The organism is Stenotrophomonas sp. PvP093, from assembly GCF_017876915.1.
Classification (GTDB): domain Bacteria; phylum Pseudomonadota; class Gammaproteobacteria; order Xanthomonadales; family Xanthomonadaceae; genus Stenotrophomonas; species Stenotrophomonas muris.
Genome location: NZ_JAGIOX010000004.1, coordinates 2,869,451 through 2,893,223, shown reverse-complemented (window position 1 = coordinate 2,893,223; position 23,773 = coordinate 2,869,451). Strand labels below are relative to the sequence as shown.

General features: G+C 66.6%; 16 protein-coding genes. All 16 read left to right on the top strand.

Translation table 11 applies throughout. From position 1 onward, the window contains the following. Positions 1–2: 2 nt before the first annotated feature. The 16 genes from J3A72_RS15805 (at position 3) to J3A72_RS23115 (ending at position 23,757) form a co-directional block, all read left to right on the top strand. A complete protein-coding gene (locus J3A72_RS15805) occupies positions 3–218 on the top strand; it encodes a hypothetical protein (protein WP_005409207.1) in 216 nt (71 codons plus the stop codon). A 78-nt stretch (positions 219–296) separates the two neighbouring features. Beyond that, entirely contained in the window at positions 297–1,406 is a 1,110-nt protein-coding gene (locus J3A72_RS15800; RefSeq protein ID WP_032977699.1) for a N4-gp56 family major capsid protein, read from the top strand. A 71-nt stretch (positions 1,407–1,477) separates the two neighbouring features. Further along, positions 1,478–1,924, top strand: a complete 447-nt coding sequence (locus J3A72_RS15795) for a hypothetical protein (RefSeq protein WP_088475844.1) — start codon at positions 1,478–1,480, stop codon at positions 1,922–1,924. 54 nt (positions 1,925–1,978) lie between these two features. Next, positions 1,979–2,521, top strand: a complete 543-nt coding sequence (locus J3A72_RS15790) for a hypothetical protein (RefSeq protein WP_088475843.1) — start codon at positions 1,979–1,981, stop codon at positions 2,519–2,521. 1 nt (position 2,522) lies between these two features. Continuing rightward, positions 2,523–3,203, top strand: coding sequence for a DUF6682 family protein (locus tag J3A72_RS15785; protein WP_088475842.1), 681 nt, complete (start codon positions 2,523–2,525; stop codon positions 3,201–3,203). A 1-nt stretch (position 3,204) separates the two neighbouring features. Beyond that, positions 3,205–4,518, top strand: coding sequence for a hypothetical protein (locus J3A72_RS15780; RefSeq protein WP_088475841.1), 1,314 nt, complete (start codon positions 3,205–3,207; stop codon positions 4,516–4,518). Between the two features lie 196 nt (positions 4,519–4,714). Next, entirely contained in the window at positions 4,715–5,347 is a 633-nt protein-coding gene (locus J3A72_RS15775; RefSeq protein WP_088475840.1) for a hypothetical protein, read from the top strand. A gap of 35 nt (positions 5,348–5,382) precedes the next feature. Next, positions 5,383–7,248: a hypothetical protein gene (locus J3A72_RS15770; protein WP_254918033.1), complete on the top strand. Its 1,866-nt coding sequence runs from the start codon at positions 5,383–5,385 to the stop codon at positions 7,246–7,248. 8 nt (positions 7,249–7,256) lie between these two features. Beyond that, complete coding sequence (locus J3A72_RS15765; RefSeq protein WP_088475838.1) at positions 7,257–7,730, top strand: hypothetical protein; 474 nt, start codon at positions 7,257–7,259, stop codon at positions 7,728–7,730. Between the two features lie 15 nt (positions 7,731–7,745). After that, positions 7,746–8,216 carry a hypothetical protein gene (locus J3A72_RS15760; RefSeq protein ID WP_088475837.1) on the top strand — a complete coding sequence of 157 codons (471 nt, stop codon included), beginning with the start codon at positions 7,746–7,748 and terminating at the stop codon, positions 8,214–8,216. Between the two features lies 1 nt (position 8,217). Further along, entirely contained in the window at positions 8,218–8,958 is a 741-nt protein-coding gene (locus J3A72_RS15755) for a hypothetical protein (protein ID WP_088475836.1), read from the top strand. Beyond that, a complete protein-coding gene (locus J3A72_RS15750) occupies positions 8,955–10,436 on the top strand; it encodes a hypothetical protein (RefSeq protein WP_088475835.1) in 1,482 nt (493 codons plus the stop codon). Before J3A72_RS15755 ends, J3A72_RS15750 begins: the two co-directional genes overlap by 4 nt. Before the next feature lie 2 nt (positions 10,437–10,438). Continuing rightward, positions 10,439–10,780: a hypothetical protein gene (locus J3A72_RS15745; RefSeq protein WP_141098680.1), complete on the top strand. Its 342-nt coding sequence runs from the start codon at positions 10,439–10,441 to the stop codon at positions 10,778–10,780. Positions 10,781–10,869: 89 nt separating this feature from the next. Continuing rightward, on the top strand, positions 10,870–12,684 hold the full coding sequence (locus tag J3A72_RS15740; protein ID WP_245336375.1) for a hypothetical protein: 1,815 nt from the start codon (positions 10,870–10,872) through the stop codon (positions 12,682–12,684). 28 nt (positions 12,685–12,712) lie between these two features. After that, a complete protein-coding gene (locus tag J3A72_RS15735; RefSeq protein WP_088475832.1) occupies positions 12,713–14,212 on the top strand; it encodes a hypothetical protein in 1,500 nt (499 codons plus the stop codon). Further along, positions 14,212–23,757, top strand: a complete 9,546-nt coding sequence (locus J3A72_RS23115; protein WP_245336374.1) for a PLxRFG domain-containing protein — start codon at positions 14,212–14,214, stop codon at positions 23,755–23,757. Before J3A72_RS15735 ends, J3A72_RS23115 begins: the two co-directional genes overlap by 1 nt. Positions 23,758–23,773 lie beyond the last annotated feature (16 nt).

The following is a 23,773-nucleotide window of genomic DNA, read 5'->3' as shown; positions in this document are numbered from 1 at the left end:
CCATGCCCAAGCTGCACACCACCTTGGAGCCCGGCGACGTGGTCCTGATCCCCTCCGGGTCGGGTGCGTCGATCACCTTCACCGAGAAGAGCGGCAAACGCTCGCGGGTGATCATCGAATCCAACACGCCGGTGACCATCACCCGAGCCGGTGAGCAGCAACCAACTGGCGGCGCGCTGCAGCGAGTAGCGCGTCGGCCAACGCCCACAACGGGCTGAACATCCTCAAAAACCTGCGCAGTAGTGCGGGTCAACGACAGAGGCGCAGAAGTGCCGTGATCTCCCTGGAGAAGCAACATGGCACAGACGATCGTGGGTCTGAACGACCCGAAGGCCCGGAAGCTGTGGTCTGCGGACCTCATGGTTTCGGTATCCAAACAGTCCTACTGGACGCGCAAGATGATGGGCAAGGGGTCGGAGACCTCGATGCCCGTGATGCTGCAGACCGACCTGGAGCAGGAAGCCGGCGACACCATCAGCTACGACCTTTCCGTGCAGCTGTCCGGTGGCGTCATCGAAGGCGACCAGAAGGCCGAGGGCAAGGGCGAGAAGCTCGACTTCTTTACCGACAAGGTCTTCATCGACCAGGCCCGTAAGCCGGTCAGCTGCGGTGGCCGTATGAGCCGCAAGCGCACCGTCCACGACCTGCGCAAGGTCGGTCGCAACCGCCTGACCGAGTTCTGGGCGCGCTTCTACGACGAGCTCTTCTTCATGTACGGCTCGGGCGCCCGCGGCATCAATGAGGACTACAACGTCCCGCTGAACTACGCCGGTCGTGCGGGCAACACGTTCGAGGCACCGGACAGCTCGCACATCCTGTTCGGTGATGGCGCCAGCAAGGCTTCGCTGACCTCGGCCGGCAAGATGAGCCGTGTCCTGATCGAGCGCGCCAACACCAAGGCGGCATCGCAGGGTGGCGGTTCGACCCAGGTGGCGGAGATCCAGCCGATCACCATCGCCGGCGGCGAGCACTTCGTCACCGTCATGCACCCCTTTCAGGCGCATGACCTGAAGACCTCCACGGATCCGGGCAACTGGTTGGACATCCAGAAGGCTGCTGCAGCCTCCGAAGGTGCCAGCAACCCGATCTTCAAGGACAACCTGGGCATGATCGGCAACACGATCCTGCACAAGCACAAGTCCGTGGTGCGCTTCGGGGACTATGGTGCCGGCGGCAACGTCGCAGCGGCCCGCGCGCTGTTCCTTGGTCGCCAGGCCCTGGTGCTGGCCTTCGGTTCGCCGGGCAATGGACTGCGCTTCGACTGGTCCGAGGTTCCGCTCGATCACGGCAACGACATCGAGATCTGCGCCGGCGCGATCTTCGGCATCAAGAAGACCCGCTTCAACGGTAAGGACTTCGGCACGATTGCCCTGGATACCGCCGCGGCCGATCCGAACCCGCAGTAAACGTCACTGCAGGAGCCCCGGCATGCCGGGGCTCCTGCGTTCAGAACCCACATCCTTCGCAGGAGAAATCCATGTCCACGAAACTCGCAACTGGCCGCAACAGCGGCGCATCGTCGCCGGCCGCCGGCCTGGTGGTGGTCAACGACTACAGCTGGCCCGTCGAGGCCGCCGCGGATGGCGATCTGGTGCTGATCGGTGAGCTGCCGGCCAACCACAAGCTGCACAGCCAGGGCTCGGGCCTGTTCGCCAAGCTGGACGCCGCCGGCAAGCTGGCGGCCCAGAACGTCACCGTTTTCATTCCCGACGCAATCGACGGCGCATCGGCGGCCGACAACACCGTCATCGCCCCGACCGCGGTGGTTGCGGACACCGCGGCATTCACCCCGGTGGCCCTGCACCTGATCGCGGAGGCCCTGGGCTCCAAGCCGGTGAATCGTCCGGTTTACGTGAAGCTCAATACCGCCCCGGGTGCCCAGCAGGGCGAGCTGATCCTGCGCCTGGCCAGCTTCCCGGCCTGAGCCCCCTAACCGTAGCGGGGCTGCGGCTGCAGCCCCGCCTACCAGGAGCATCCAATGCTGATTGCATGCAAATTCAAGCGTCCGAAGGCGCCTGTTGAGCTGGAAGGCACCGTGTATTTCTTCGTGCCGATCGATCCCGCCAATGCCGACTCGGAGCACGTCGCCGACATCGAAGACTCTGACCACATCCAGCGCCTGCTGGGCATTCCCGAGGCGTACTACATCGCCCGGGCACAGAGCCTGCAGACCGTCGCCAAGCCAGCACCGCCGACCGGCCCGGCCGCAGACCAGCTTCCGCCGCCGCCGGCAGGCGGCAGCATCGGTACCGATGCCGGTGGCTCGGGCACTGATACCAGCACCAGCACCAGCGAGCCGCCGGCAGGCGCGAACGTCGCAGCTGCTCTGCCGCCGGAGATCGTTGAAGCCGCGGCCCATCTGAACGGGTTGACCTGGCAGAAGCTGAAGGCCGAACTGGCCAAGGGTGGTATCGACAAGGTCGTCATCAAGGCCGCCCTCGACCTGGAACTGGCCAAGCCGGAACCCGACCAGCGCGGCACCACCCTGAAGGTGCTTGGCCAGGCGCTCGAGGAAGCCTGACGTGGAGGCGCGCACCCTCAGCCAATTGATCGAGGAATGCCGGGAAGAGCTCGACGACGACCGCGCTCCATATCTGTGGAGCAACGACGCGTTGACCCGGCACCTCAACGAAGCTGTGGAAGAGGCGTGCATTCGGGCGCGGTTGCTCGTGGAGAGTGGCCGCCCCGAAATCTGTCACATCAACCTGGAGCCCGGCCGGGCCGACTATCCGCTTCATGCGACCGTTTACGTGATCCGACGTGCGGTGTTGGCCAGCAACCTGTCCGACCCACTCTGCAGGACCACCAGCGCCGCCCTGGATGGAAGGCATCACCACTGGCGCACTGAGGCAGGGTGCCCCGCGTACCTGGTGCGCGATCGACAGGCCCGCGAGGTGTCAGTGAGCCCGGTACCTACAGAGGTCGACGTCCTGCAGCTCACGCTGTGGCGCGTGCCGCAGGCGGCCGAGGCGATGGAGGACGGCGAGGACGAGCCGGTGATCGACGCCATCCATCACCGGAAGTTGGTGCACTGGGCCTGCTGGCGTGCCCTGAACAAGCGCGATTCCGAGCAACGGAGCACTGCGGACGCCGACCGCCACCTTGCACTGTTTGAGAGCTACTTCGGCGAGCGCCCGACCGCGCGCGCGCTGCAGCAGCTGTCGATCGACCCCACCACCGGCACCCAACCCATGTGGTTCTGACATGCCCGTTCGCGATGACGACCTTCGCCCGGGTGGCCCTTGGCCACTGGGCATCAACAACGTCGCCGGGGAAGGGGCGTTGCCGACCGATGATGACGGGATCCCGCGCGCCCTTCGTGAGGCTGACAATGTCGACCTCGACGCCGCTGGCAGGCCGCAGCGGCGCCGCGGGCACCAGCGCTTCCGCCCCGGTGCATTGACCCACTCGTTGTGGAGCCATGAGCACCTGCAGTACGGGCTCTTCGTCGATGGTGGGCAGCTGCATGCCCTCCACGAGGATGAGCAAGTGGAAGCGCTTGGAATCGACGTTGGTCTGGATCCGCTGAGCTACGCGCTGATCGGCGATCGCGTCTTCTTCAGCAACAGCACGGCCAGCGGTGTCCTCGACATCGACCTGCAGGGACATCCTTGGTCGCCTGAGCACCCCGCGGGCCAGCCGGTCCTGACACCGTCCGCCGCAAGTGCGCTGGCTCCAGGGCAATATCAGGTCGCGGTGACGTTCATGGATCGGCTCGGCCGCGAGTCGGGCAGCACCCTGGCCGCGGCGATCGACATTGCCGAGGGCGGCGGGTTCGAGCTGAGCGATATTCCGCTGCCAGTGGCACCGGATACGGTTTCGGTTGCGGTGTACGTCTCGGGGCCGAATGATCAGGTACTGCGGCAGTACGCCGTGCTCCCGGCCGGCACCCGTTCGGCACCCGTGCTGTCAGCAGGCGAGGGAAGGGCGCTCACCACACAGTTTCTGCGGCCGCTGCCCTCGGGCCACATCGTGCGCGGCGGCCACGGCCGGCAGTTCGTTGCCTGTGGCCAGGAGGTGCTGTGGTCGGAGGCACTGCGCTACGGCATGTTCCGGCCAGCGGCCAGCCGCATGCGCTTCAATGCCCCGATCGATCTGATGGAGCCTATCGGCGACGGATTGCCGGACGGTGCTGGCCTCTACGTTGCAGCAGGTGCGCGTACCTATTGGTACGCCGGCGCCGACCCCAAGGACTTCAGCCAGGCAGTGGCGCGCGGCAGTGGCGCTGTGCCTGGCTCGGCCATGGTCGTCAACGGTGACGTGCTCGGGCTGCAATCCGCAGCACCGGTGCTGGTCTGGCTTGCCCGTGACGGGTACTTCTGCGTCGGGTTGCCTGGCGGCCAGGTGCAGGTGCTGAAGAAGGGGGAGGCGGTCGTCGATGATGCCGACCATGCCGCACTGCTGCTGCGCGAGCAGGACGGCCTCAGCCAACTCGTGGCGGCGCTGCGGGCACCCAAGGGCCAATCGCTGGCCGTCACCGACCGGGCAGTCGCCCACGTCATCCACCGAGACCCCTGAGCCATGGCTGTGTTGGCCAAGCCGGACGACGTGAAACGTCGCCTGGAGATCTGCCGTGCCTGTCCGAACGCCGAACGGCTGGGACGTCGCCTTTTCCTGCGCTGCAGTCTCTGCAGCTGTCCCCTGGCAAGCAAGACCCGATTCCAAGGGGCTTCCTGCCCCGCGGGCAAATGGTAACCACCGAAGGAGAAACCCGATGAACGTCATGAAGGCCCTGCAGAACCTGGGCACGGTGGGGCGCGACGCCGTTCGCGCCATCCGCCAGCACAGTTACGAAGTTACCGAGGCGGGCATCTACCTTCCTCGCGCGCGCGCGACCATCGGCGGTGTCTTCCGACATGCCCATGCGTCGGCAGGCGGTGCGTTCGGGCCGTGGCAAGTCGATCCGAACCGACTGGTCAGCGAAGGCCTGAACTACATCCTGAACAGCGCACTCGGCGCTGCCAGCCAGCAGACCGCCTTCTACCTGGCGCCGTTCTCCGGCAACGTGACGCCGGCAGCGGACTGGAAGGGATCCACCTTCAAGGACGTGGCCACCGAATTCACGGCCTACACCAACGCCAGCCGTCTGCCGTGGACCACCACGCCTTCCACGGCCGAGGCCATCGGCAACAGCGCCGCCCTGGCTGCGGCGACCCTGATCTATTCGGCTGGTGGACCGTACAACCTCTACGGCATCGGACTGCTGACTGGCTCGGCCAAGGGCGCGACGGCGAACATCCTGGTCGCTGCCACCCGCTTCGCCACGCCTCGCACCAACCAGCTCGCTGGCGACAAGCTGGCGCTGGAGTACGTGCTGTCCGCCAAGGACGAGGGCGACGTCACCTGATGAGCGGGTCGCGGTACAGCGGGTGGACGCCGATCGTGGTCGTTGGCGATCGAGAGGTCGCGGCTCAGCACGTCCCGGAAGCAAGGAAGCTGCTGGGCTTCGTGCTCGAAGAGGCCAAACGGAATGGCCTCGGAATCGCGAATCTGCGCCGGGAACTGCAAGACGGCACGGTGCTGCTGGCCGAGAAGATCGGCGAGCTGCCACGGGTCACGATCATAGCCCCGGGGCCACCACCGGTGGAGGAACCGCCGGAGCCCCGCGGCGGCTTCATCGTCTGGCCACGATGGGACGTGCCCACGGGCGATCCGGCGCAGCGCGGCACGCAGGTGGATCCGACAGGCAACGATCCGACCGGGTGGCTGGAGTTCGCCGGCAGCCGGGTGGTGACCCGCTACTGGCAAAGATGGGATGTGGTCGATCAGATCCAGGGCGCCCGCTACGAAAGCTACAACCGGCCGGACCTGTATCCCGATGGGCTGTACTTCTTCGGGAACATCGACTGGAAGGACGGCGAGGATCTGGCGCTGTCGTTCTATGGCTTCTGCTCGAGGTACGTGCACGACGTTGCCTTGCTCGACATCGGCGCGCGCTGGGTGCTGCAGCAGGGCCAGGCGCTGTTCGACCGGATCTCGTACGCCCAGGAACTGCAGCAGGATCCGCCCGAATACCTGTCGTGGCGCGTCAACTCCGCCTGCGTGCGCAAGACGTCAGCCGGCGTCCAAGAACTGCTGGTGGCATTCACGAACTACACCCAGGGGCAGCCCACCACCGCGCAGTCGGCCTTCGTGGCCTTCAGGTTGCATCGCAACGAGGGGACGTCGCAGAAGGGCGACTGGGTCGTAGAGCCCGGCAGCCACCGCCTGCTGGGCATGACGCCCGGGCAGATCAATCCCGAGGGCAGCACTTCGGGGAACACGTTCACCGATTCGGCCATGCCGTGGTTCTTCAACGGTGATGGCACCCGGGCGATCCGCACCGTCAACAGTGAGCAGACGGCGGTCGCTGCGTTGATCAACACCATGACCCAAGAGGTGGAGATCTCCGACAGCGGCATCACCCACAACGCAGTCCAGGCCGCCTACCTGCAGGGCAACTACGCCGGAAGCGGTGGGAACTTCGCATTGGTGGCGCCCACGCGCGGCCTGGTCGTGTCCGACTTCGCCGGCATGGAGCGGAAAGATGCCTATCTGGCGCTGCGCCGGAGCGAGGGGCGGTTTGCTGTGGAGGCCAACAACTACCAGGGAATGGTGCGCGTGTCGGTGGTGCTGGAGTTCGACGGCGGCGAGATCACGTTGATCGATCGGGACTTCGCGGTTGGCAATGACCGCCAGGACTATCACCTGTTGGCGTACATGGACGTGCGCCACAACCTGTTTTCGGGATGGCGGATACAGGGTTTCAACGGTAGCCACACGATCCAGCCGTTCGCCTACATGGCAGGCCGGATGGTGTATGGCCAATCCGAGCCTGTGGCGTGGGATCCGAGCTCCGGCATCGGTGCGCCTTTCCCGGGTCTGGATACCCGTGCGCCGGGCGCCGTCAGCGACGGTCTCGTGTTCGGTAGCTACTGGGTCGGTGCCAGCGGATCCGGGTGGGGCCCTCGTACACCGAACCAGACTGGTGTGATCTGGAACAAGCACCCACGCGAAGGCCTGATTGCGTTCAGCGGTTCCTCGCTGCTGGTGCCGCTGATGATGGACCGACAAGGCGTGAGGGACTTCCTCGGCTTCGATTGGGCCGGGGGCTGGAACTACAACAAGGGGCGCTACTGCGTCTCGATACCTGGTGCCTACACCGGTGCACTGAACTACCTGACGGGTCATGACCTGGGGGCGTTGCTCGGCGTTACCGCCGAGGACAGGCGCTTCTACCCGCTGACCGTCCTACCCAAGCCCATCTAGGAGCCTTCATGGCCGTGAACACTTCAACGGGGTTCGAGGCGTCGATCCTTGGCCCGTCGGCATTCGAGGGGATCTTCCGCGCCGGTTGCATCGAGATTCGCACCGGGCCCCAGCCGGAAACTGCAGATATGCCGGCCACCGGTGCGTTGCTGGCGAGAATCACCGTTGACGGCGGCGTTTGGCAGCCAGGCGTTTCCGCCAATGGCCTGAGCTTCGTGCGCAACGGCCGCTACGTCTACAAGGACGCCGCCCAGCGGTGGGTACTTCGCGGGCTCGCCGCGGGAACCGCGGGCTGGTTCCGCCTGGTCGGCAACGCGCCCGACGCCGGTGCGGTCTCCTTCGAATCTCCCCGCATCGATGGCGCGATCGGTCTAGACGACGACAGCCCGGGCGACTTCCAGATGCGCCTGCCCACCCTGGCCATGGCCACCGACACCAGCATCGAGATCGGTGAATGGTGGTTTGCGATCCCCCCACTCTGACGAAGGAACAGCACCATGACGATCTCCATCCCGCTCGCGCAGGCCCTGCTTGGGCAGGTCAAGAATGCCCTCGACGGCGGCTTCCTTTACGTGTTCGCTGGGCCGGTACCGGCCTCGGCCGACGCTGCCCTGGATATGGTGGGCAGTCACACGCAGCTGGCGAAACTCTCGGTCAGCGGCGGCGGCCTGACCTTCTCCGCTCCCGTCGGCAATGTCCTGCCCAAGGCACCGAGCGAAGAGTGGGAAGGCCTGATCCAGTTTGAGGGTGCCAATGCCGGCGCCACGAGCCTTTCCCCCTCGTTCTACCGCTTCTGCGCTGCAGCCGACGATGGCCGTGGTTCCACCACCGGCGTTCGTCTGCAGGGCACTGCGGGCGGGCCTGCCTCCAATGCGGCCGTGCTGTTCAGCAGTGATGTGATGACGGCCAACGGCAGCAACAGCACCGGCGTGAGCATCTTCAACGTGGTTGTCGACCAGGCCAGCTGACATGTTGTCCAAGCCGCCAGTCTCCAGGTACGTCCCGCCCCAACCCGCGAAACCTGCGGTGCCGTACCGGGCTTCCTATACCGTCTGCGGCGCCTCGCCGGCCCAGGGCTACTGGCGGCAGGAGTGCAGCGAAGGCCGGATGCCGGCTCCGAGCAATGGCGCTGTGCAGTTGCCGAAGGGCGCCACCATCCTTGCCTATGAAGAGCAGAACGGCGTCACCTACGTGCGGTACATGCTGTGCAGGAGCCTGTTCGTTCAGACCTCGCCGCCTGGACCAGTCACCTGCACCACGTACCCCGAGCAGAAGGCTGAGCCTCCAGTACCAGCCGTTCCGCCGCGCCGGAAATCCCTCTCGGTGTTCGAGTGGAACGCCGGTGCCGACAGTGTCGACGAGCTCAACGGCGACGTAGCGATGCGACTGACGATGGGCCGCGCCGTGGGCGTGGTGGTCGGGTTCGCCATCCTGGGCGAGGCGGAACTGTTCGACCCTGCCCGGATTCGACACGGCCTGTACTTCCATCAAAGCGAGGGCGGCCGCCTGCAGGCTTGTGTGCTGGAGCGCGGCCGCCGCGTATCGCCGACCCGGTTCTATGTACCCCAAGACCTTTGGGAGGCAAGGCGCATCGGCGGCACCGTCCACTACCTGCACAACGGACAGCGCTTCTACACGTCGCAGCAAGCCAGCCATGGGCTCGTGGTCGTGGGTTGTGCGATCTACGCGACCGGAGATTTCATCGAATGACCATCGAGTTCCTGCCGCTGCAGCATGCGGAGATCGAGGGGCGTGGCCAGGTCACGTTGTCACTGAGGGCCGTGGGGGTTGGCTCAGGGCTCGGCGCAGCCGGCAGTGCCGTGCTCCGCCTGGGCTCGTCTGGACAGGGGCAGATCTACTTCGGCGGCGGGGTAGACCCGGTGGTACCCGCCAACGGCGCCGCCGCATTGAACCTGATCACATCCGGGCAGGGCTACGGCCGCGACATCGGCGGCGGTGCCGCGGGGATCAGCGTGCGCGCTGCGGGCTTCCAGACTGCCCCCGGCCGTGGAGCAGGCGGCGCGCGCCTGGCGCTGTATGGCAGCGGTCGACAGATCACCACGCCGCTTGCCTATGCAGGTCTGTCTGCCCGACCGCGCATGATCTCTGCGTTCGGCGGGCGCTGGTTTGCGTCGCCGCGTTCATCGCTGGCTATCGGCGAGACCCGAAGCAGCCTGCCAACGCACGTGCTGAACGAAGTGCTCTCCATCGACGAGACCCGGCGCAGCGCGCTGCTGGCCAGCTGCAGGACGGCAGACACGCTGAGCCTGGAAGATGCAGCGGCGGTGGTGTTCATGCTGCTGGTCGAAGAGGGGATTGCCTTCAGCCCGGAAATTCGCGCTGACTCGATCAGGCTGGAGCGCGTCATCGACCGCCTGCTGATGCTGGGAGTGGCCACGTCCTACGCCGATGCGTTGAACGCCCTGGTCGGCGGCCTGTGGTTCGGCGCCCTCACCGAGGCACTGCGCACGGAGACGGTCACCGATGGACTGCTGGGCTCGGACCTGGTGGCCAGCCTGCAGCGCGCGGCAGAGCGCGTGGTGGACGGCATGCTGGCTGATGCCGCGGCATTCGAAGCCGGTACCGGTGTTGTGATGGTGGATGAGCAGCTGCTCGTCGGCGCCGCCGGCGGCGCGACGGCCGAGCTGGCCCAGCTGCTGAAGGACGGGTTGGGATTCGTGACCCGCCTGGCGCTGGACACCGGCGAATACGTCGCATGGGTCATGAACACCGAAAGCCGCGCGCTGAGCCGTTACACCCAGTATCCATTCAACAGCTTCGCCAAGATCGGCGGTCGCTACTACGCGGCGGCTGCAGACGGCCTGCATCGGCTTGACGGCGATGACGACGACGGCACCCCGATTGCTGCGCGGCTGCGGCTGGGCCTTTCCGCACTCGGCACGCGCCGCCTGAAGCGGCTGCCCGAGGCGTTCGTCGGCTACACCGCCACGGGCGCACTGCTGCTGCATGTGATCACGGTCAACGAGCAGAGCGGCCAGAAGGAATCGGCCATCTACCGGATCCTGGAGCGACCTGCATCGAGCGAGCGAGAAACCCGCTGGAAGCTTGGGAAGGGGATCAAGGCCGTCGACTTCGACTTCGTGATCGAGAACGTGGACGGCGCCGACTTCGAGCTCGCAGCCATCGACTTCAGGCCGATCTATCTTGATCGCCGGACCAGGGGATGACCATGGCAGGACCTTGCTTCTGGCGCGAGCCATTCAACCTTGTTCAGGACTGTGGCGAAGATCCGCAGCCCAGTGACTGGATGCTCACCTTCAACAACGGAATGGTCGAAGCCGAAGAGGCATCCGAGCTCCCCGGATTCGCCGTGGGCACCGACTTCCTGCTGAAGATCGAGGGCGACGTGGACGGGCGCACCCTCGAGATGCGCTATCGCATCGACAGCGACCGCTATGCCGCCTACTACATGGGCGAGCAGACCAGCTACAACGGCCCCGATGGGGCTGCCGCCGTGGCGACACAAGGTGCAAATCGTTGGGACGTAACGGTCTACGTCCTGTGGAGCTGACCGGAGAAGCATGAATGGCAACTACCTGGTGTCCTGACCTGTCGGCTGATGCCGCGATCACGTTGGTTGGAAGCGCGCATGACAAGTTCATGGATCTCGGCACGACCACGTACAACATGGCCGTGTCCAACCTGCAAGGTCTCAACAGCGTCAGGCTGGATCCGATCGACTTCAACGTCGATTTCCGCTTTGCGGACCCGCAGGCCACGTTCCAGCGGCCGCGCCGGCCCGACATGGATGAAGGGGCGCTTGAGTTCCGCGCGCCGGACGTGCCGTTGCCCAGTGCGCCGGGGTTCGTTGCGGCTCCGATTTCGATCAGCGAAGCGCCCGAGCTCGATGCTCAACCGCCGACGCTGGCATTCGGCGCAAAGCCGACCACGCCGAATGTGCTCGAGCCGACACTCCCGGTGGACCCGGCTCCGATTGTGCTCCCGGCGGAGCCTAGCTACGTCCTGCCGCAGGTACCGACGTTCGAGGCGCTGAACCTGCCCGACGTGCCAAATATCTCCCTGCCGGAGTTCGACGCGGAGAAGCCGATCTTTATCGAGCCACCGTTCAACGAGACCTGGCAGTTTGAGGCCACACCCTACGTCAGCACGCTGGTGGACACGCTCACGGCCACGCTCAAGCCGATGATCGTCGGCAGCCAGGCGCTGCCCAGGATCATCGAGGACGCGATCTTCCAGCGAGCCCGCAGCCGCATCGAGCTGGAGACCCAGCGGAGCGTGGACCAGGCGGTGTCCGAGTTCGCCGCCCGTGGCTTTACCGAGCCCCAGGGCATGCTGGCCGGAAGGATCCTGGAAGTCCGGCAGACCGGACAGGGTGCCGTGGCCGAGGCCTCCCGTGACGCAGCGATCAAGCAGTTTGAGGAATCGCTGGCCAACCAGCGCATGGCCATTGCCCAGGGAGCGGCGCTGGAAGGAACGCTGGCGCAGCTGCACACGGAAGAGCAGAAGGTGATGCTGCAGGCAGCAACGTTCCAGCGCGAGACCGTCATCGCCGTGCTGAACGCCCGGATCTCGGTGTTCAACGCGCGCCTGCAGGCGTATCAGACCGACGCCCAGGTGCTGCGCGATCGCATCCAGGCGGAGCTGGCCAAAGTCGAGGTATTCCGGGCCCAGATCGAGGGCGAGCGGGCGCGCGGCGAGATAAATGAGCAGCGGGTGCGCCTCTACGAGTCCCAGCTGCGCGGCGTGACCACCCTGGCCGACTTCTACCGCACCCGCGTCGAGGCGGTGAAGGTGCAGGCCGACATCAATCGCTTCGGAATCGACAAGTACCGCGCCCAGGTCGACGCCTACGAGGCGCGTTGGCGTGCCCATGTTGCCGAGTGGCAGGGCTATACGGCGAGCGTAGAGGGTGAGGGCAAACGGGCGGATCTGTACCGCACGCTGGTCGACGCCAATGCCAAACGCGTCGATGCCTGGGCGGCCAGCAACAACATGCAATTCGAGGCCGAGCGCCTTCGCATGGCTCAGCACGGGGTCGACCTGGACGTGTGGCGCGCCGGCATTGCCCGCTGGGACGCGACCCTGAGCGGCGAGCGTGCACGCTTGGCCGCGGTTGGCCAGGCATTCGATGCGAAGGCGCGGATCTACAGCGCCGACGCCGGTGTGGAGCAGGCCGCCTCGGCCGCTGCCGATCGCAGCTTCGAACTCGGCCTGGCGCGGGAACGTGCCGACGTCGATGTCCAGCTGCAGCAGGCCCAGATGCGCATCCAACAGATGCTGGGCTTGCTGGCGCAGTCGGCGGAGATCCAGCGCGCGAAGGCGCAGATCTCGAGCCAGCTCGCCGCCAGCACGATGAGCGCTGTCAACTACGGGGCCAGCGTTTCCAGCGGCCGCAGCAAATCCAACTCCTGCTCGCAGAACTACAGCTTCCAGGGCGAGATCGCGGACGCGTGATCCGCCTCCACTTCCAAAGGGGAACCGCATGGCCATCAACGATCGAGACGAACTGAACCCCGCCGGCGTCGCGCCCGGACAGCCCCGCATTGCCGCCCGGCCAAGCCCTGGCACGGCCTTCGGCTCGGCGCTGCGCAGCGGTGTCGCCGGAACCGCCACGTTGGCGCGGCAGGCCGCCGGCGCAGGATTGCGTGCCGCCGGTACCGTCGCGGATGCGGTGACGGCGCCAGGTCGGGAGGCGGCAGGCTTCGTGCGCGATGCAGGTCGAGCTGCCGCCGGCGCGGCGCCGTCGCCCCAGCAGGGGCAGCCGTTGAGGGCGCCCAGCGAGCTCAATCCGATCGGCGGCGCCGCCAGCGCGCTGAGCCGCCTGGCTCCGGTGAGGCTTGGCGGTGCCGCGAAGCCGAAGCCCACCTTCGCTGGCGTGAGCTCGAGCGTCGACTCGACTGCAGGCCTCGCCGGTTCACGCCTGGCCAGCCGGCCGTCGATCGGGGCGGACTTCACCGGTGTCAGTTCCAGCGTGAACTCCACTGCATCGCCTGCAGGTGCAGCAGGTCCGGCAGCTCCCCGGGCCGCCGCGGCTGTTGCAGCTGCTCCCAGCACGTACACGACGCAGGACGGCCGCACGGCGACCCTGCCGGCAGGCATCACCCGCACCGTAGATGCCAACGGCAACTCGGTGTTCACCGGATCCTCCGCCACCATCGCAGCCGCTGGCGGGCCGGCGCCGGCCGCTTCGGCCAGCGGCGCACCGGCGCCGCCCCTCGTGCCACCCCTCGCGGCTGCACCTGCAGCGCCGACAGTGGTTGCTCCGCGGCCGACTCCGCAGATTGCGCAGCGAGGGCGCCAGGGCGGGATCATCGAGAATCCGGCCGACACCACGGTGGACAAGCTCACGCGCGCGATGGGCAGCGCAAGCCTGAAGGGCAGCCCGAGCGGCCGCGCCGCAGTAGCGCAAGCGATCTTGGGCGAGGCCGGCGCGCGCCAGGCAGAGCGCGCATCTGCGCTCCGCACGCAGGACGAAGCCGATCTTGCCGCCGGCCAGGTCAACGCCGTCGCTGCCCAGGGCGATGCGAACCGCGCGCTGCAGGCCGGCCAGTTCAATGCCCAGATGCAGGACAACGCCGCCAATCGCCAGGCGTCGCTGGAAACGGCCCGCATCGCTCGGCGGCCGGAGATCTCGGTTGCGGCGGATGGAAGCATGGGGGTTGTGGGCAGCGACGGCGGCTGGCGCCCCGTGACTGGTGCCGACGGACAGAACGTGCGGGCGGCCCAGGCGCCGCGCCAAACCGGCGAGCTCACCGATGCCGACCGCCTGAAGTCCTACACCGATCGATTCAACGCCATTTCCGGGAACGTCACGATGGACGAAGCCGCGAAGACCGCCGCTCTGGCCCAGCTCGATGCGGATCCGCTCTATGCCGGCCTGCGCCCGCAAGAAGCCCCGCCTGTGGCCGGTGCGCGTAGGGCACCCGATGGCAACTGGTACGTGCAGAACAACGACGGCAGCTACTCGAAGGTGAATCTCTGATGGCAACGTTCGAGAAGGTTGATGGAAATCCGTTCGGTGCGAGCCCGGCGCCGACTCAGGCGCCAGCACCAACCACCGGCAAGGTTGCGCGCCGGCCGACGCTTTCACCCGTCCAGGGCGACCCGTTCCAGAAGGTGGCCAAGCGCCCTGAACGTACCTGGGGCGAAGCCATCAAGGACACCGGCCTGGGCATCGCATCCGGCGCCGCCAACATCATCGGCGGCGCCGTGGAGCAGCGAAACTCCATGGAGCCGACCAACGTCGTGCGGCAGGGCCTGCGCTTCCTGGACAGGCTGGGTGTCAAGGGCGCATCCGAAACCGCTGCCCTGGTGCCGGGAACGCCCTCGGAGATCTTCGGCGGGCGCCGTGCTGGGTCCGATACAGCGGCCCTGTCCAAGGCAACGCAGGCGGCCACCGACTACCTGGCCGATAGTCAGTCGGATGCGCTGAAGCAGGAGAAGCAGGACCTGCAGGACACCAAGGGGTTCTTCCCCAGCGCCGGCAAGGTACTGTCCTCACCGCGACTGATCGGCAACTTCCTGGCAGAGCAGGTGCCCAACGTCGCCGCGATGGGAGCCGGCACTCGACTTGCTGCTGCGCGTGCCGGTGAACGCGCACTCGCGGGTGCGGTGGCCAAGGGTCTCGGTACCGAGGCCGCAGAAACGGCTGCCACGGCCGCCGGTCACCGCGCAGCGACCGCCGCTGCCACTGGCATGACGACCATCATGGAGACCGGGTCGGCGGGCCAGCAGACCTACCAGCAGGCCATGGCGCAGCCGCAGTCGGTCTGGGATGCCAACCCGGAGTACAAGCGCATGGTCGCCGCCGGCGGCGATCCGCAGACGGTGAAGGAAACGATCGCGCGCGGCGCATCGATGGAGGCGCAGGCGATCACTGCGCCGATCGCGGCGATCGCCGGCCGCATTGCGGCACCCTTCGAAGCGGACGTGTTCACCCGTGGCCTGGCCCGCAAGCCCAAGGCAATGCTCGCCGGCGCTGCGCGCGAGACCGTGGAAGAAGGCATCCAGGAAGGCGGCTCACAGCTCGCCGGCAACCTCGGCCAGCGACAGATCGATCCGACCCAGGCTGCATGGGAGGGTGTCCCCGAAGCGGCCGGTACCGGCGCGGCGATCGGTGGCTTGCTGGGTGGCGGCATGGCCGCCGGTGGCGCAGTGGCCAGCCGCGGCGACAACCAGGCTGCGGTGGCAGCCGATGCGGAACGGGAGCGCCTGGCGCGTCGGCCGACCCCGACACCCCCAGCACTGCCGCCACCGCCGATTCCCCAGATGCTGGCGCTGCCTCCGCCGGAGGTAATGACTGCAGGACCCGATGGCACTATCACGCCGGGCAGTGTTCGCCCGGAGGTCATGGCAGAACCCGAAATGCGGTTCCCACAGGGTCGCGGCATGTCCGCGCCTTTTGACGGGCGCCGAGTCGCCGCGCGGCCGCAGCCGACGGTCCCGTTCCCGGATGCCGCACCTGACTCGATCGCCGGCGTCGCCAACCTGGTATCGCGTGCTCGTCGGTCGGCGGATCCAGCTGCTGCCGGTGCACCTGCAACTGCAAGCACGGAGGGCCCAGCTCCGCAGGTTCAAGACGTGCAGCCCGGCCTGTCGACGCCGGAGGTCCCCGCGCCGGCAGCACCTGCATCGCCGCCGCCGGCGGTGGCGCCGCCGTGGGTCGATGCGCAGACGGGCGAAACTCTGCGGGAGCCGACCTCGACCGACATCAAGCAGCTGCTACACACCGGTCTGCAGTACCAGGTCGAGACCCATGGCGGGATCAACACGCCGACCCTGCTGCGCTCCATGCGCGACCAGTACGGGCTGCCCAGCGCCCGGGTGCGGCCGCTGCTGGAAGAGGTCAAGGGCGAGCGTCGACGTGGCTTGACCGAGCCGCCGGCGGACGCCGGCAACGAGGCAACGGGTGAGGCAGCAAGCGCGGCGCAGAAGCCGCCGAAGGGCGCGGCGCCGCAGGCTGATCTGCAGCTGGATGGCACCGCAACCGCCGACCGTGCCGCGCCGGCTCCACTGGCCAGCGAACTGCAGCTCGAGCCAAGGCAAGCAGAGGTGCAAGGGGATACCGGTTCGTCTCGCGAACCGGTCGGCGAGCCGCGTGCCGTTGGCACCACGCAGGCCACCAGCCCGGCCGATACCGCTCCGGAGCAGCCCATTGCAGAGGCGTCGGCTGGCCAGAACAGCGCGGCGGTGCCCGCGGACGCACCGAAGGTGGCCACCGCGGCAGCCGAGGCTGCGACCAACCCGGGGAACGACTTGCCGCTGCCTTCGGATGCGCAGAAGGAGGCCGGCAACTACAAGAAGGGTCACGTCCGCATCAACGGCCACGACATCAGCATCGAAAACCCCGCCGGCAGCCAGCGGGATCCACGTTGGCCGGCGCTGAAGAACCACTACGGCTACTTCAAGGGCACGGTCGGCAAGGACAAGGACCACGTCGACGTGTTCATGACCGACCGCGCAGAAGATCCGTCCCTGCCGGTGTACGTGGTCGACCAGGTCAATAAGGACGGCTCCTTCGATGAGCACAAGGTCATCATGGGAACCGCGTCGGAGCAGGAAGCGCGCGACACCTACCTGGCCAACTATTCGAAGGGCTGGACCGGCCTGGGCGGCATCAAGGAAATGTCGCAGGAGCAATTCAAGGCGTGGGTGCGCGACCCGAAGAAGACTACGCGCCGGGTAACCAAGGCTGTGCCGGCGGCGCCGGCGCCAGCCACGAACGTAAGTGAACCAGGGCAGAGCGTCAGCACTTCGGCCGAAACCGTCAGTGCGCCGGCAGAAAGCGACAGTGCGTTGGCCAAGACCGGGATGGAACCTGCAGCAGCTGCAGCTGCTGCAGCGCCGGCCGCAGGTGAGCCTGGCCCGGTCTATACGCCCAAGGTGCGACGCATCGGTGGCTCCCCGCAGTACGACCGCGGCGACATTGGCACCCTCGGTGCGTACTTCGCGCCGGGGCGCGTCGTGAACGCCTATGGCAACACCCGGGATCGAGTGATTGAGTTTCGACCGCCGGGGAAGGATCCGCGCTGGCAGGTGAAGGTGCAGCAGGTCGATTCCGCCGGCAATCCGCTGTCTGGTGAGGAGCCGCGCTGGCACAGCACGATCCCGTCGCCGAACGACTTGGAGCAGGTGCTCGGCAAGCCGGTCGCGAAGGCGCGCAAGGCTACCGCCTCTGCACGGAACAGCACCGCGGCGACCGACGCCGCGCCCGCGCTGCCGCAGAAGCAGGCCGCCACTCCGGCGGCGATCGAAGACCTGGGTGAGAAGCTGGGCGGTGCGCGCAAGGATCTGGCCAAGCCGACCGGTGCCAGGCCGCAGCGTCGGGCAGATCCGGACGGCGACCAGGACACCGGCGCCGCCTGGTCAAAGAAGTACGTCGCGATGGAAGACACCCGCAACCCGGGAACCTGGCGCCTGTTCAAGGCGAAGAAGGGCCGCTTGGGCAACCCGTTGGCCAGCCGGCAGACCTTTGCCAGCCAGGCCGAGGCCGACGCGGCAATCCCGATGGTCGAGCTGGCTCGCAATCACCGCGCTGTAGAGCGCGAGCCCAACAACTGGGCGATCGTGCGCGACGTCACCGACCGCAAGCGCGTCTATCTCAAGGACGGCTTCGACACCCGCGCGGCGGCGCTGCAGTACATGGCGGAGCACGCGCCAGCGCTGATCGATACCAAAACCACCGTGGGCGAGGATGCACTGCCGCGGCCGGACAAGGTCATGCGCATCGGTGAGGCGCGGCGGGAGGGGGATGTCCAGGGCCAGCAGTTCATGGACACCTTCGGCTTCCGGGGTGTCGAGTTCGGCAAGTGGAACAACCAGGACGAACGCCAGGAGGTGATGAATCACGCCTTCGACGCGCTGGTCGACCTGTCCGAGCTGCTGAACCTGCCTCCGCGGGCGATGAGTCTGGACGGGCAGATCGGCCTTGCCTTCGGCGCTCGTGGCCACGGCCTCAGTGGCGCTCGCGCGCACTACGAGCGCGACTACGCCGTGATCAACCTGACCAAGCTCAAGGGAGCCGGCTCCCTGGCCCACGAGTGGATGCACGCGCTGGACCACTACCTCGGCCGGCAGGACGGCAAGGGGGCGGAGCAGATCACCAACCGCCGCGGCGACAAGGTCATGAAGGCGTCCGGCGTTGACGACTACCTGAGCAATGCCAGCCGGCTCCGTGGCAATGTGCGTCCGGAGCTCCGCGAGGCATTCCAGGAGCTGATGGACACCATGCGAACCCGCGCAGAGCAGTACGTCGAAGACACCGCGCGCGCTGAATCCTTCCTGGGCAAGGCCCGTGACCAGGTGCAGAAGCAACTGGGCGATCTGCGCGCCCACATCGAGAAGGAGCGGGCGTGGGGCTCGCGCAAGCGCGCTGCCACGCAGCAGGAGCTGGCTACGTTCGACGCTGCAGCCGATCGCCTGCTCAACGGTGAGACGTTCAGCACCGATGCGAAGCCGACCAAGGGCGGCGGCGTCCGGTTTACGAACGACGAGCTGGACGCGTTGGACGGCGTCCTGAAGTCGGTTACCAACCGCACCGGCTTCAATTCCGAGCGCACCGGTTCACTCGATCGGCTGCGCGATGCGATGGGCACCTACCAACGTCGGGTAGCGCTCTGGCAGTCGGCAGACGCCGGCGAGGCCAAGACCAAAAACGTCCCGACCTCGTTCCTAACCGAGGCTCGAAAGCTGGACGATGGCCGTGTGGGCAACTACTGGACCACGCCGCACGAGCTCCTGGCACGTGCCTTCAGTTCCTACGTGGAGGACCGCCTGCAGGATGTCGGCCGCGCCAGCGCCTTCATGTCCTTCGGTTCGGATCCGCGCTTCGCTGTCCCGGTGGGCACCGAGTTTGCTCGGCCGTTCCCCGGCGGCGCCGAGCGCCAGGCCATGAACGCAGCGTTCGATCGCTTCTTCGCCGAGGTCAAGCACGAAGAGACCCCGGCCGGTGGTGTTCGTCTGTTCTCCCGTCGTGGCTGGGAGGCCGATTTCCCGGATGTCGTGACAGCACATCGCCCCGGGCGCCTCAGTGCGCATGCGGACTACACCGCGGGCAAGGCTGGCGACGATGCTGCCGCGCTGCGCGTTGTTCGCGACGTCATCACCCCGGAGTTCGTCGACAACGTGCGTGCGGCGCTGCCGGAGGGGAGCAAGCCGCTGGTGGTGGCCGTACAGTCCCGGGAAGCGACGGGAAACAACCGTATCCCCCGGATGGCGGCCGAGGTGCTGGCCCAGCGGCTGGGGCTGCAGGTGTCCGAGGACATCGTCCAGGCGGCGAAGGTCGACCGCAGCGGCGGGGATGCACTGCATCGGCTGGCCAACCAGCCGCCGTTCACTGGCAAGGTCGAAGCGGGGCGCGACTATGTGCTCATCGATGACACGCTTACCCAAGGCGGCACGCTGGCCCAGCTGAAGACGCATATCGAGGACAACGGCGGCAAGGTGGTGCTGGCTACCGCTTTGACCGGCAAGGACTATTCGCGGAGAATCGCCCTCAACACCCAGAGCCTGGCCGACGTCCGTGAACGTTTCGGATCAATCGAACCCTGGTGGCGCGACCAGTTCGGCTACGGCTTCGAAGGCCTCACCGAATCCGAAGCCCGCACCATCCTCACCCTCGACAAGGGACGTCTCGATGCTGACGCCCTCCGAGATCGCGTCGCTGCAGGCCGAGTACCGGGCCTCCGGGCAGTGGGCGAAGGAACAGCTGGCGAAGGATCCGGAGTTGAAGCACCTCGGACCGGCGGGCGGGTAAATCGCTCCGCCGCCCCGGCCGCCAGTGGCGGCCTGGACTTCGACCGCGCGCTGCAGCTCAAAACCGACCTGACCCAGCACTGGGGCGAGAACGCGCCGAGCGTTGTCGTGGTGCGCTCGGCCGAGGATTTCCCGGCCAGCGCCAAGGTCGATCCGGGGTACCGCCGCGCCGAGGGCGTGTATGACGGCCGGCCCACGGTCTGGATCAACGCCGGCAACATCGCCACCGAGCAGCGCTTCGCGCAGGTGCTGGCCCACGAGGCAATCGGGCACTACGGCGTCGAGTCCGTGGTGGGGGCCAGGGACTGGACCCAGATCGTGGACGCGATCGACCAGCTGGCGGCGAACGGATCCGGCACCGCTGCAATGAAGTCGGTGCTGGCCGACGTGACCAGGCGCTACGGCACTGTCGATCGCGAGACCTTCGCCAAGGAAGCGATCGCCGTCATGGCCGAACGGGGGATTCGCAACAGCTTCACCAGCCGCGTCGCCGCCGCAGTCCGCCGCTTCCTGCGGCGCGTCATGCCGTCGCTGAAGTGGTCCGAGGCTGAGGTTCGGGACCTGTTGAGCCAGGCCGACGGCTTCCTGCGTGCCGGCATGTCGGCGCAGGCGCAGCGGGAAATGGTGCGGTCCTACTCGTTCGCACAGCCGCAGATCGACGGCCGCGGCGAGGCTTTCCTCGAGCAAAATGGCGGCCGTTTTCTCCGCCGCGACGATCAGTGGTACCTCGCCGACGAGCGCGGCCGCCCGGCTGACTTCCTGACCCTTGGTGCCGCGCGCGCTGAGGCGGAGCGCACCGGTGGCCAGGTGCTGGCCGATCCGGTTGAGAGTGGGCCGCGCACCTGGAGCGTGGTGCTGCCCAACGGTGCCGAGGTGACGCGGGCCGCCCGCGGTCGCCTCTTCAGCATGCCGCCTGCAGACGCGCTCGAGGACATCGATGCGATCCAGAGGGGAATTCAAGGTGAAGGCGTGCTGGCGCGTGCTCGGCAGAAGTTGGCTGATTTGACCCCGAGCAATGTGAAGGATGCCCTCCGATCAACGTGGCTGGGATTCCTGGCCACTCGCCATCTGACCGAACTGGGGGGCGACTACTTCCCCACTATCGATCGCTACTCCGATTACCTGGCTGAGATGCAGGCAGATCGGAACAAGCTGCAGGCGGAGTCAGAGGCGATCGCCGAGCCTGCCCGTCAATGGGCTAGCAAGAACAAGGACGAAAGCCGGCGCCTGTTCGATCTCATGCACCAGGCAACCATGGACGGTGTAGATCCGTCCCGTGAGTACCAGCCCCTGCAGTTCCGGATGCCCGGCGAGAAGGGCCTGCAGGAGGTCAATCGCAAAAACGTGCTGCACGCCATTAGGGTGAAACAGCAGCAGATGCGCGAGCGAAGCGGCGACAGCAAGACGAACATCATGAACGAGATCAAAGCACTGAAGGCCATGCTGAAGGCAGAGCCCCGGCGTCGCCGGCAGTACGTTCCCTTGGTGGAGCAGTGGTCGCAGCTGTCGCCCCAAGCGCGCTCCTTCTACCTGCAGTTCCGTGACGCCTATCGGTCGAGGTCCGATGCGGTAGAAGAGGCATTGGTCCAGCGCATCGAGGACCTGAAAGGTGGTGATTTGGTAGGAGGCCAGGTTATCAGCGACAGCAGCCGCCGCATGCTGGTGCACAAGATCCGCGAGCAGTTCGAATCTGCACGTCTGCAGGGCGTCTACTTCCCCCTGCAGCGATTCGGCAAGTTCTTCGTTGCAGCGGAGAAGGACGGCACCAACACCTTCCTGATGTTCGAATCGCAGAACGAGCTGGACCGGGCGGTGAAGGACCTGCAGCGCAGGGAGTGGGCTGTCACCGCCAGAGGTATGAAAATGGAGGGCAAGGCGGCTGACGCACCGAGTGGCACCTTCGTTGCTGATGTGATCGACCAGCTGCGGACCGCGCACGTTTCCGACGCTATCCAGGACCAGATCTACCAGCTCTACCTGCAGACGATGCCGGAGCTGTCGATGCGCAAGCACCAGATCCATCGCAAGTCGGTGCCTGGTTTCGACCCTGATGCTGTGCGCGCGTTCGCCTACAACATGCAGCACGGGTCACACCAGCTGGCGCGATTGCGATATGCCCACAAACTGCAGGGTGTGCTGACCGACCTGCAGGACGCACAAAAGAAGATCCAAGCAACCCCTAGCGTTGACACACGAAAGATCGTGGCCGGCGATGCGATCCTCGAAGAGCTGGGCAAGCGGCACGACTGGATCATGAACCCGACCGACTCGGCGCTGACGAACATGATCTCGTCCTTCGGTTTCACCTATTACCTGGGAGCCACGCCGGCGGCGGCGCTGGTGAACGTGACCCAGACCGCCTTGGTCAGCTATCCCTACTTGGCCGCACGTCACGGTGGGGTCAAGGCCATGAACTACCTGCTGGCCGCCAGCCGCGACGCCGTGCGCACGGTGGGCAACATTCAGAAAACCCTGACCGACCCCGACGAGCTCCGCGCCTACCAGGCGCTGGAAGTCGCCGGCGCGATCGAGAAGACGCAGGCCCACAACCTCGCCGGCATCGCCGAGGGTGGCATGACGGGTTACAACCCGGCCTGGAGCAAGGCCATGGAGATCATCGGCTGGGGCTTCCACAAGACCGAGGTCATGAACCGCGAGGCGACCGGCATGGCCGCCTATCGCCTGGCGCGCGCGGATGGCAAGTCGTTCGACGAGGCGGTGAAGTTCGCCCGCGACGCCATCTTCGACACGCACTTCGACTACAGCAACGCCAATCGTGCCCGCTTCATGCAGAGCGGTACCGCGAAAGTGCTGCTGATGTTCCGGCAGTACAGCTTGAACATGACCTGGGCGCTTGGGCGAATGGTCTGGAATGCAGGATTTGGTGGGGACCCCGAGGTCCGGCGTTTGGCACGTCGCAACTTGACCGGCCTGCTGGGCATGAGCGCACTGTTCTCCGGAGCCATGGGCCTGCCGATGATGGGAATGATCATGGGGGCGCTCAACGGCATCCAGGCCACCTTCGGGGATGACGACGAACCGTGGGATGCAGAGACCGAGCTGCGGGCTTTCCTCACCGGCATGCTGGGGCAGGGCGGGGCGGATCTGTTGCTGCATGGCCCGGCCGACAAGCTGACCGGCGCGAACATTTCCGGCCGCGTTGGATTGGACAGCCTGTGGATCCGCGACGCCGATCGCGAGCTCGACGGCCGCGGCATGTTCAACAACCTGCTCGAGCAGGCCGCTGGCCCGATGGGCGGCGTGCTGAAGAACGTGCTGGTCGGCAAGCAGCAGGTCGACGAGGGTCACATCATGCGCGGCGTCGAGACCATGCTGCCCAAGGGACTCAAGGACATGATCAAGGCCGGCCGCTACGCCACCCAGGGCGTGAACACCCTGCGCGGCGATCCCGTCGTGGCCGATCTGTCGCCCTGGGAGATCCTGCTGCAGGCGAACGGCTTCGCTCCGGAGAAGGTGTCCAGGCAGTACCAGACCACCCGCGCGCTGAAGAACTATGAGCAGCACATCCTCGATCGTCGCAAGTCCCTGGTGAATGCCTTCGCCATGGCGCTGCGCAATGGTGGGGCGGGGGACAGGGCATCCGTGTTGGCCAAGATCCGCGACTTCAACAAGGTCAATCCGGAACTGGCGATCACTTCGAGCGGGCTGCAGCAGTCCATCAAGAACCGTGCCCGCTACAGCGCCAGGGCAGAGGCTGGCATCGTGCTCAACCCCAAGCTGGCCGCGCGGCTGAACAAAGCAGTGACGGAGTAATTGCAGGGACGCTGTG

What these genes read in the sequence shown, in the direction of transcription:
- J3A72_RS15805 (WP_005409207.1), top strand. Translation starts at nt 3, where the DNA reads ATGCCCAAGCTGCACACCACCTTGGAGCCCGGCGACGTGGTCCTGATC.
- J3A72_RS15800 (WP_032977699.1), top strand. Translation starts at nt 297, where the DNA reads ATGGCACAGACGATCGTGGGTCTGAACGACCCGAAGGCCCGGAAGCTG.
- J3A72_RS15795 (WP_088475844.1), top strand. Translation starts at nt 1,478, where the DNA reads ATGTCCACGAAACTCGCAACTGGCCGCAACAGCGGCGCATCGTCGCCG.
- J3A72_RS15790 (WP_088475843.1), top strand. Translation starts at nt 1,979, where the DNA reads ATGCTGATTGCATGCAAATTCAAGCGTCCGAAGGCGCCTGTTGAGCTG.
- J3A72_RS15780 (WP_088475841.1), top strand. Translation starts at nt 3,205, where the DNA reads ATGCCCGTTCGCGATGACGACCTTCGCCCGGGTGGCCCTTGGCCACTG.
- J3A72_RS15775 (WP_088475840.1), top strand. Translation starts at nt 4,715, where the DNA reads ATGAACGTCATGAAGGCCCTGCAGAACCTGGGCACGGTGGGGCGCGAC.
- J3A72_RS15765 (WP_088475838.1), top strand. Translation starts at nt 7,257, where the DNA reads ATGGCCGTGAACACTTCAACGGGGTTCGAGGCGTCGATCCTTGGCCCG.
- J3A72_RS15760 (WP_088475837.1), top strand. Translation starts at nt 7,746, where the DNA reads ATGACGATCTCCATCCCGCTCGCGCAGGCCCTGCTTGGGCAGGTCAAG.
- J3A72_RS15755 (WP_088475836.1), top strand. Translation starts at nt 8,218, where the DNA reads ATGTTGTCCAAGCCGCCAGTCTCCAGGTACGTCCCGCCCCAACCCGCG.
- J3A72_RS15750 (WP_088475835.1), top strand. Translation starts at nt 8,955, where the DNA reads ATGACCATCGAGTTCCTGCCGCTGCAGCATGCGGAGATCGAGGGGCGT.
- J3A72_RS15745 (WP_141098680.1), top strand. Translation starts at nt 10,439, where the DNA reads ATGGCAGGACCTTGCTTCTGGCGCGAGCCATTCAACCTTGTTCAGGAC.
- J3A72_RS15740 (WP_245336375.1), top strand. Translation starts at nt 10,870, where the DNA reads ATGGATCTCGGCACGACCACGTACAACATGGCCGTGTCCAACCTGCAA.
- J3A72_RS15735 (WP_088475832.1), top strand. Translation starts at nt 12,713, where the DNA reads ATGGCCATCAACGATCGAGACGAACTGAACCCCGCCGGCGTCGCGCCC.
- J3A72_RS23115 (WP_245336374.1), top strand. Translation starts at nt 14,212, where the DNA reads ATGGCAACGTTCGAGAAGGTTGATGGAAATCCGTTCGGTGCGAGCCCG.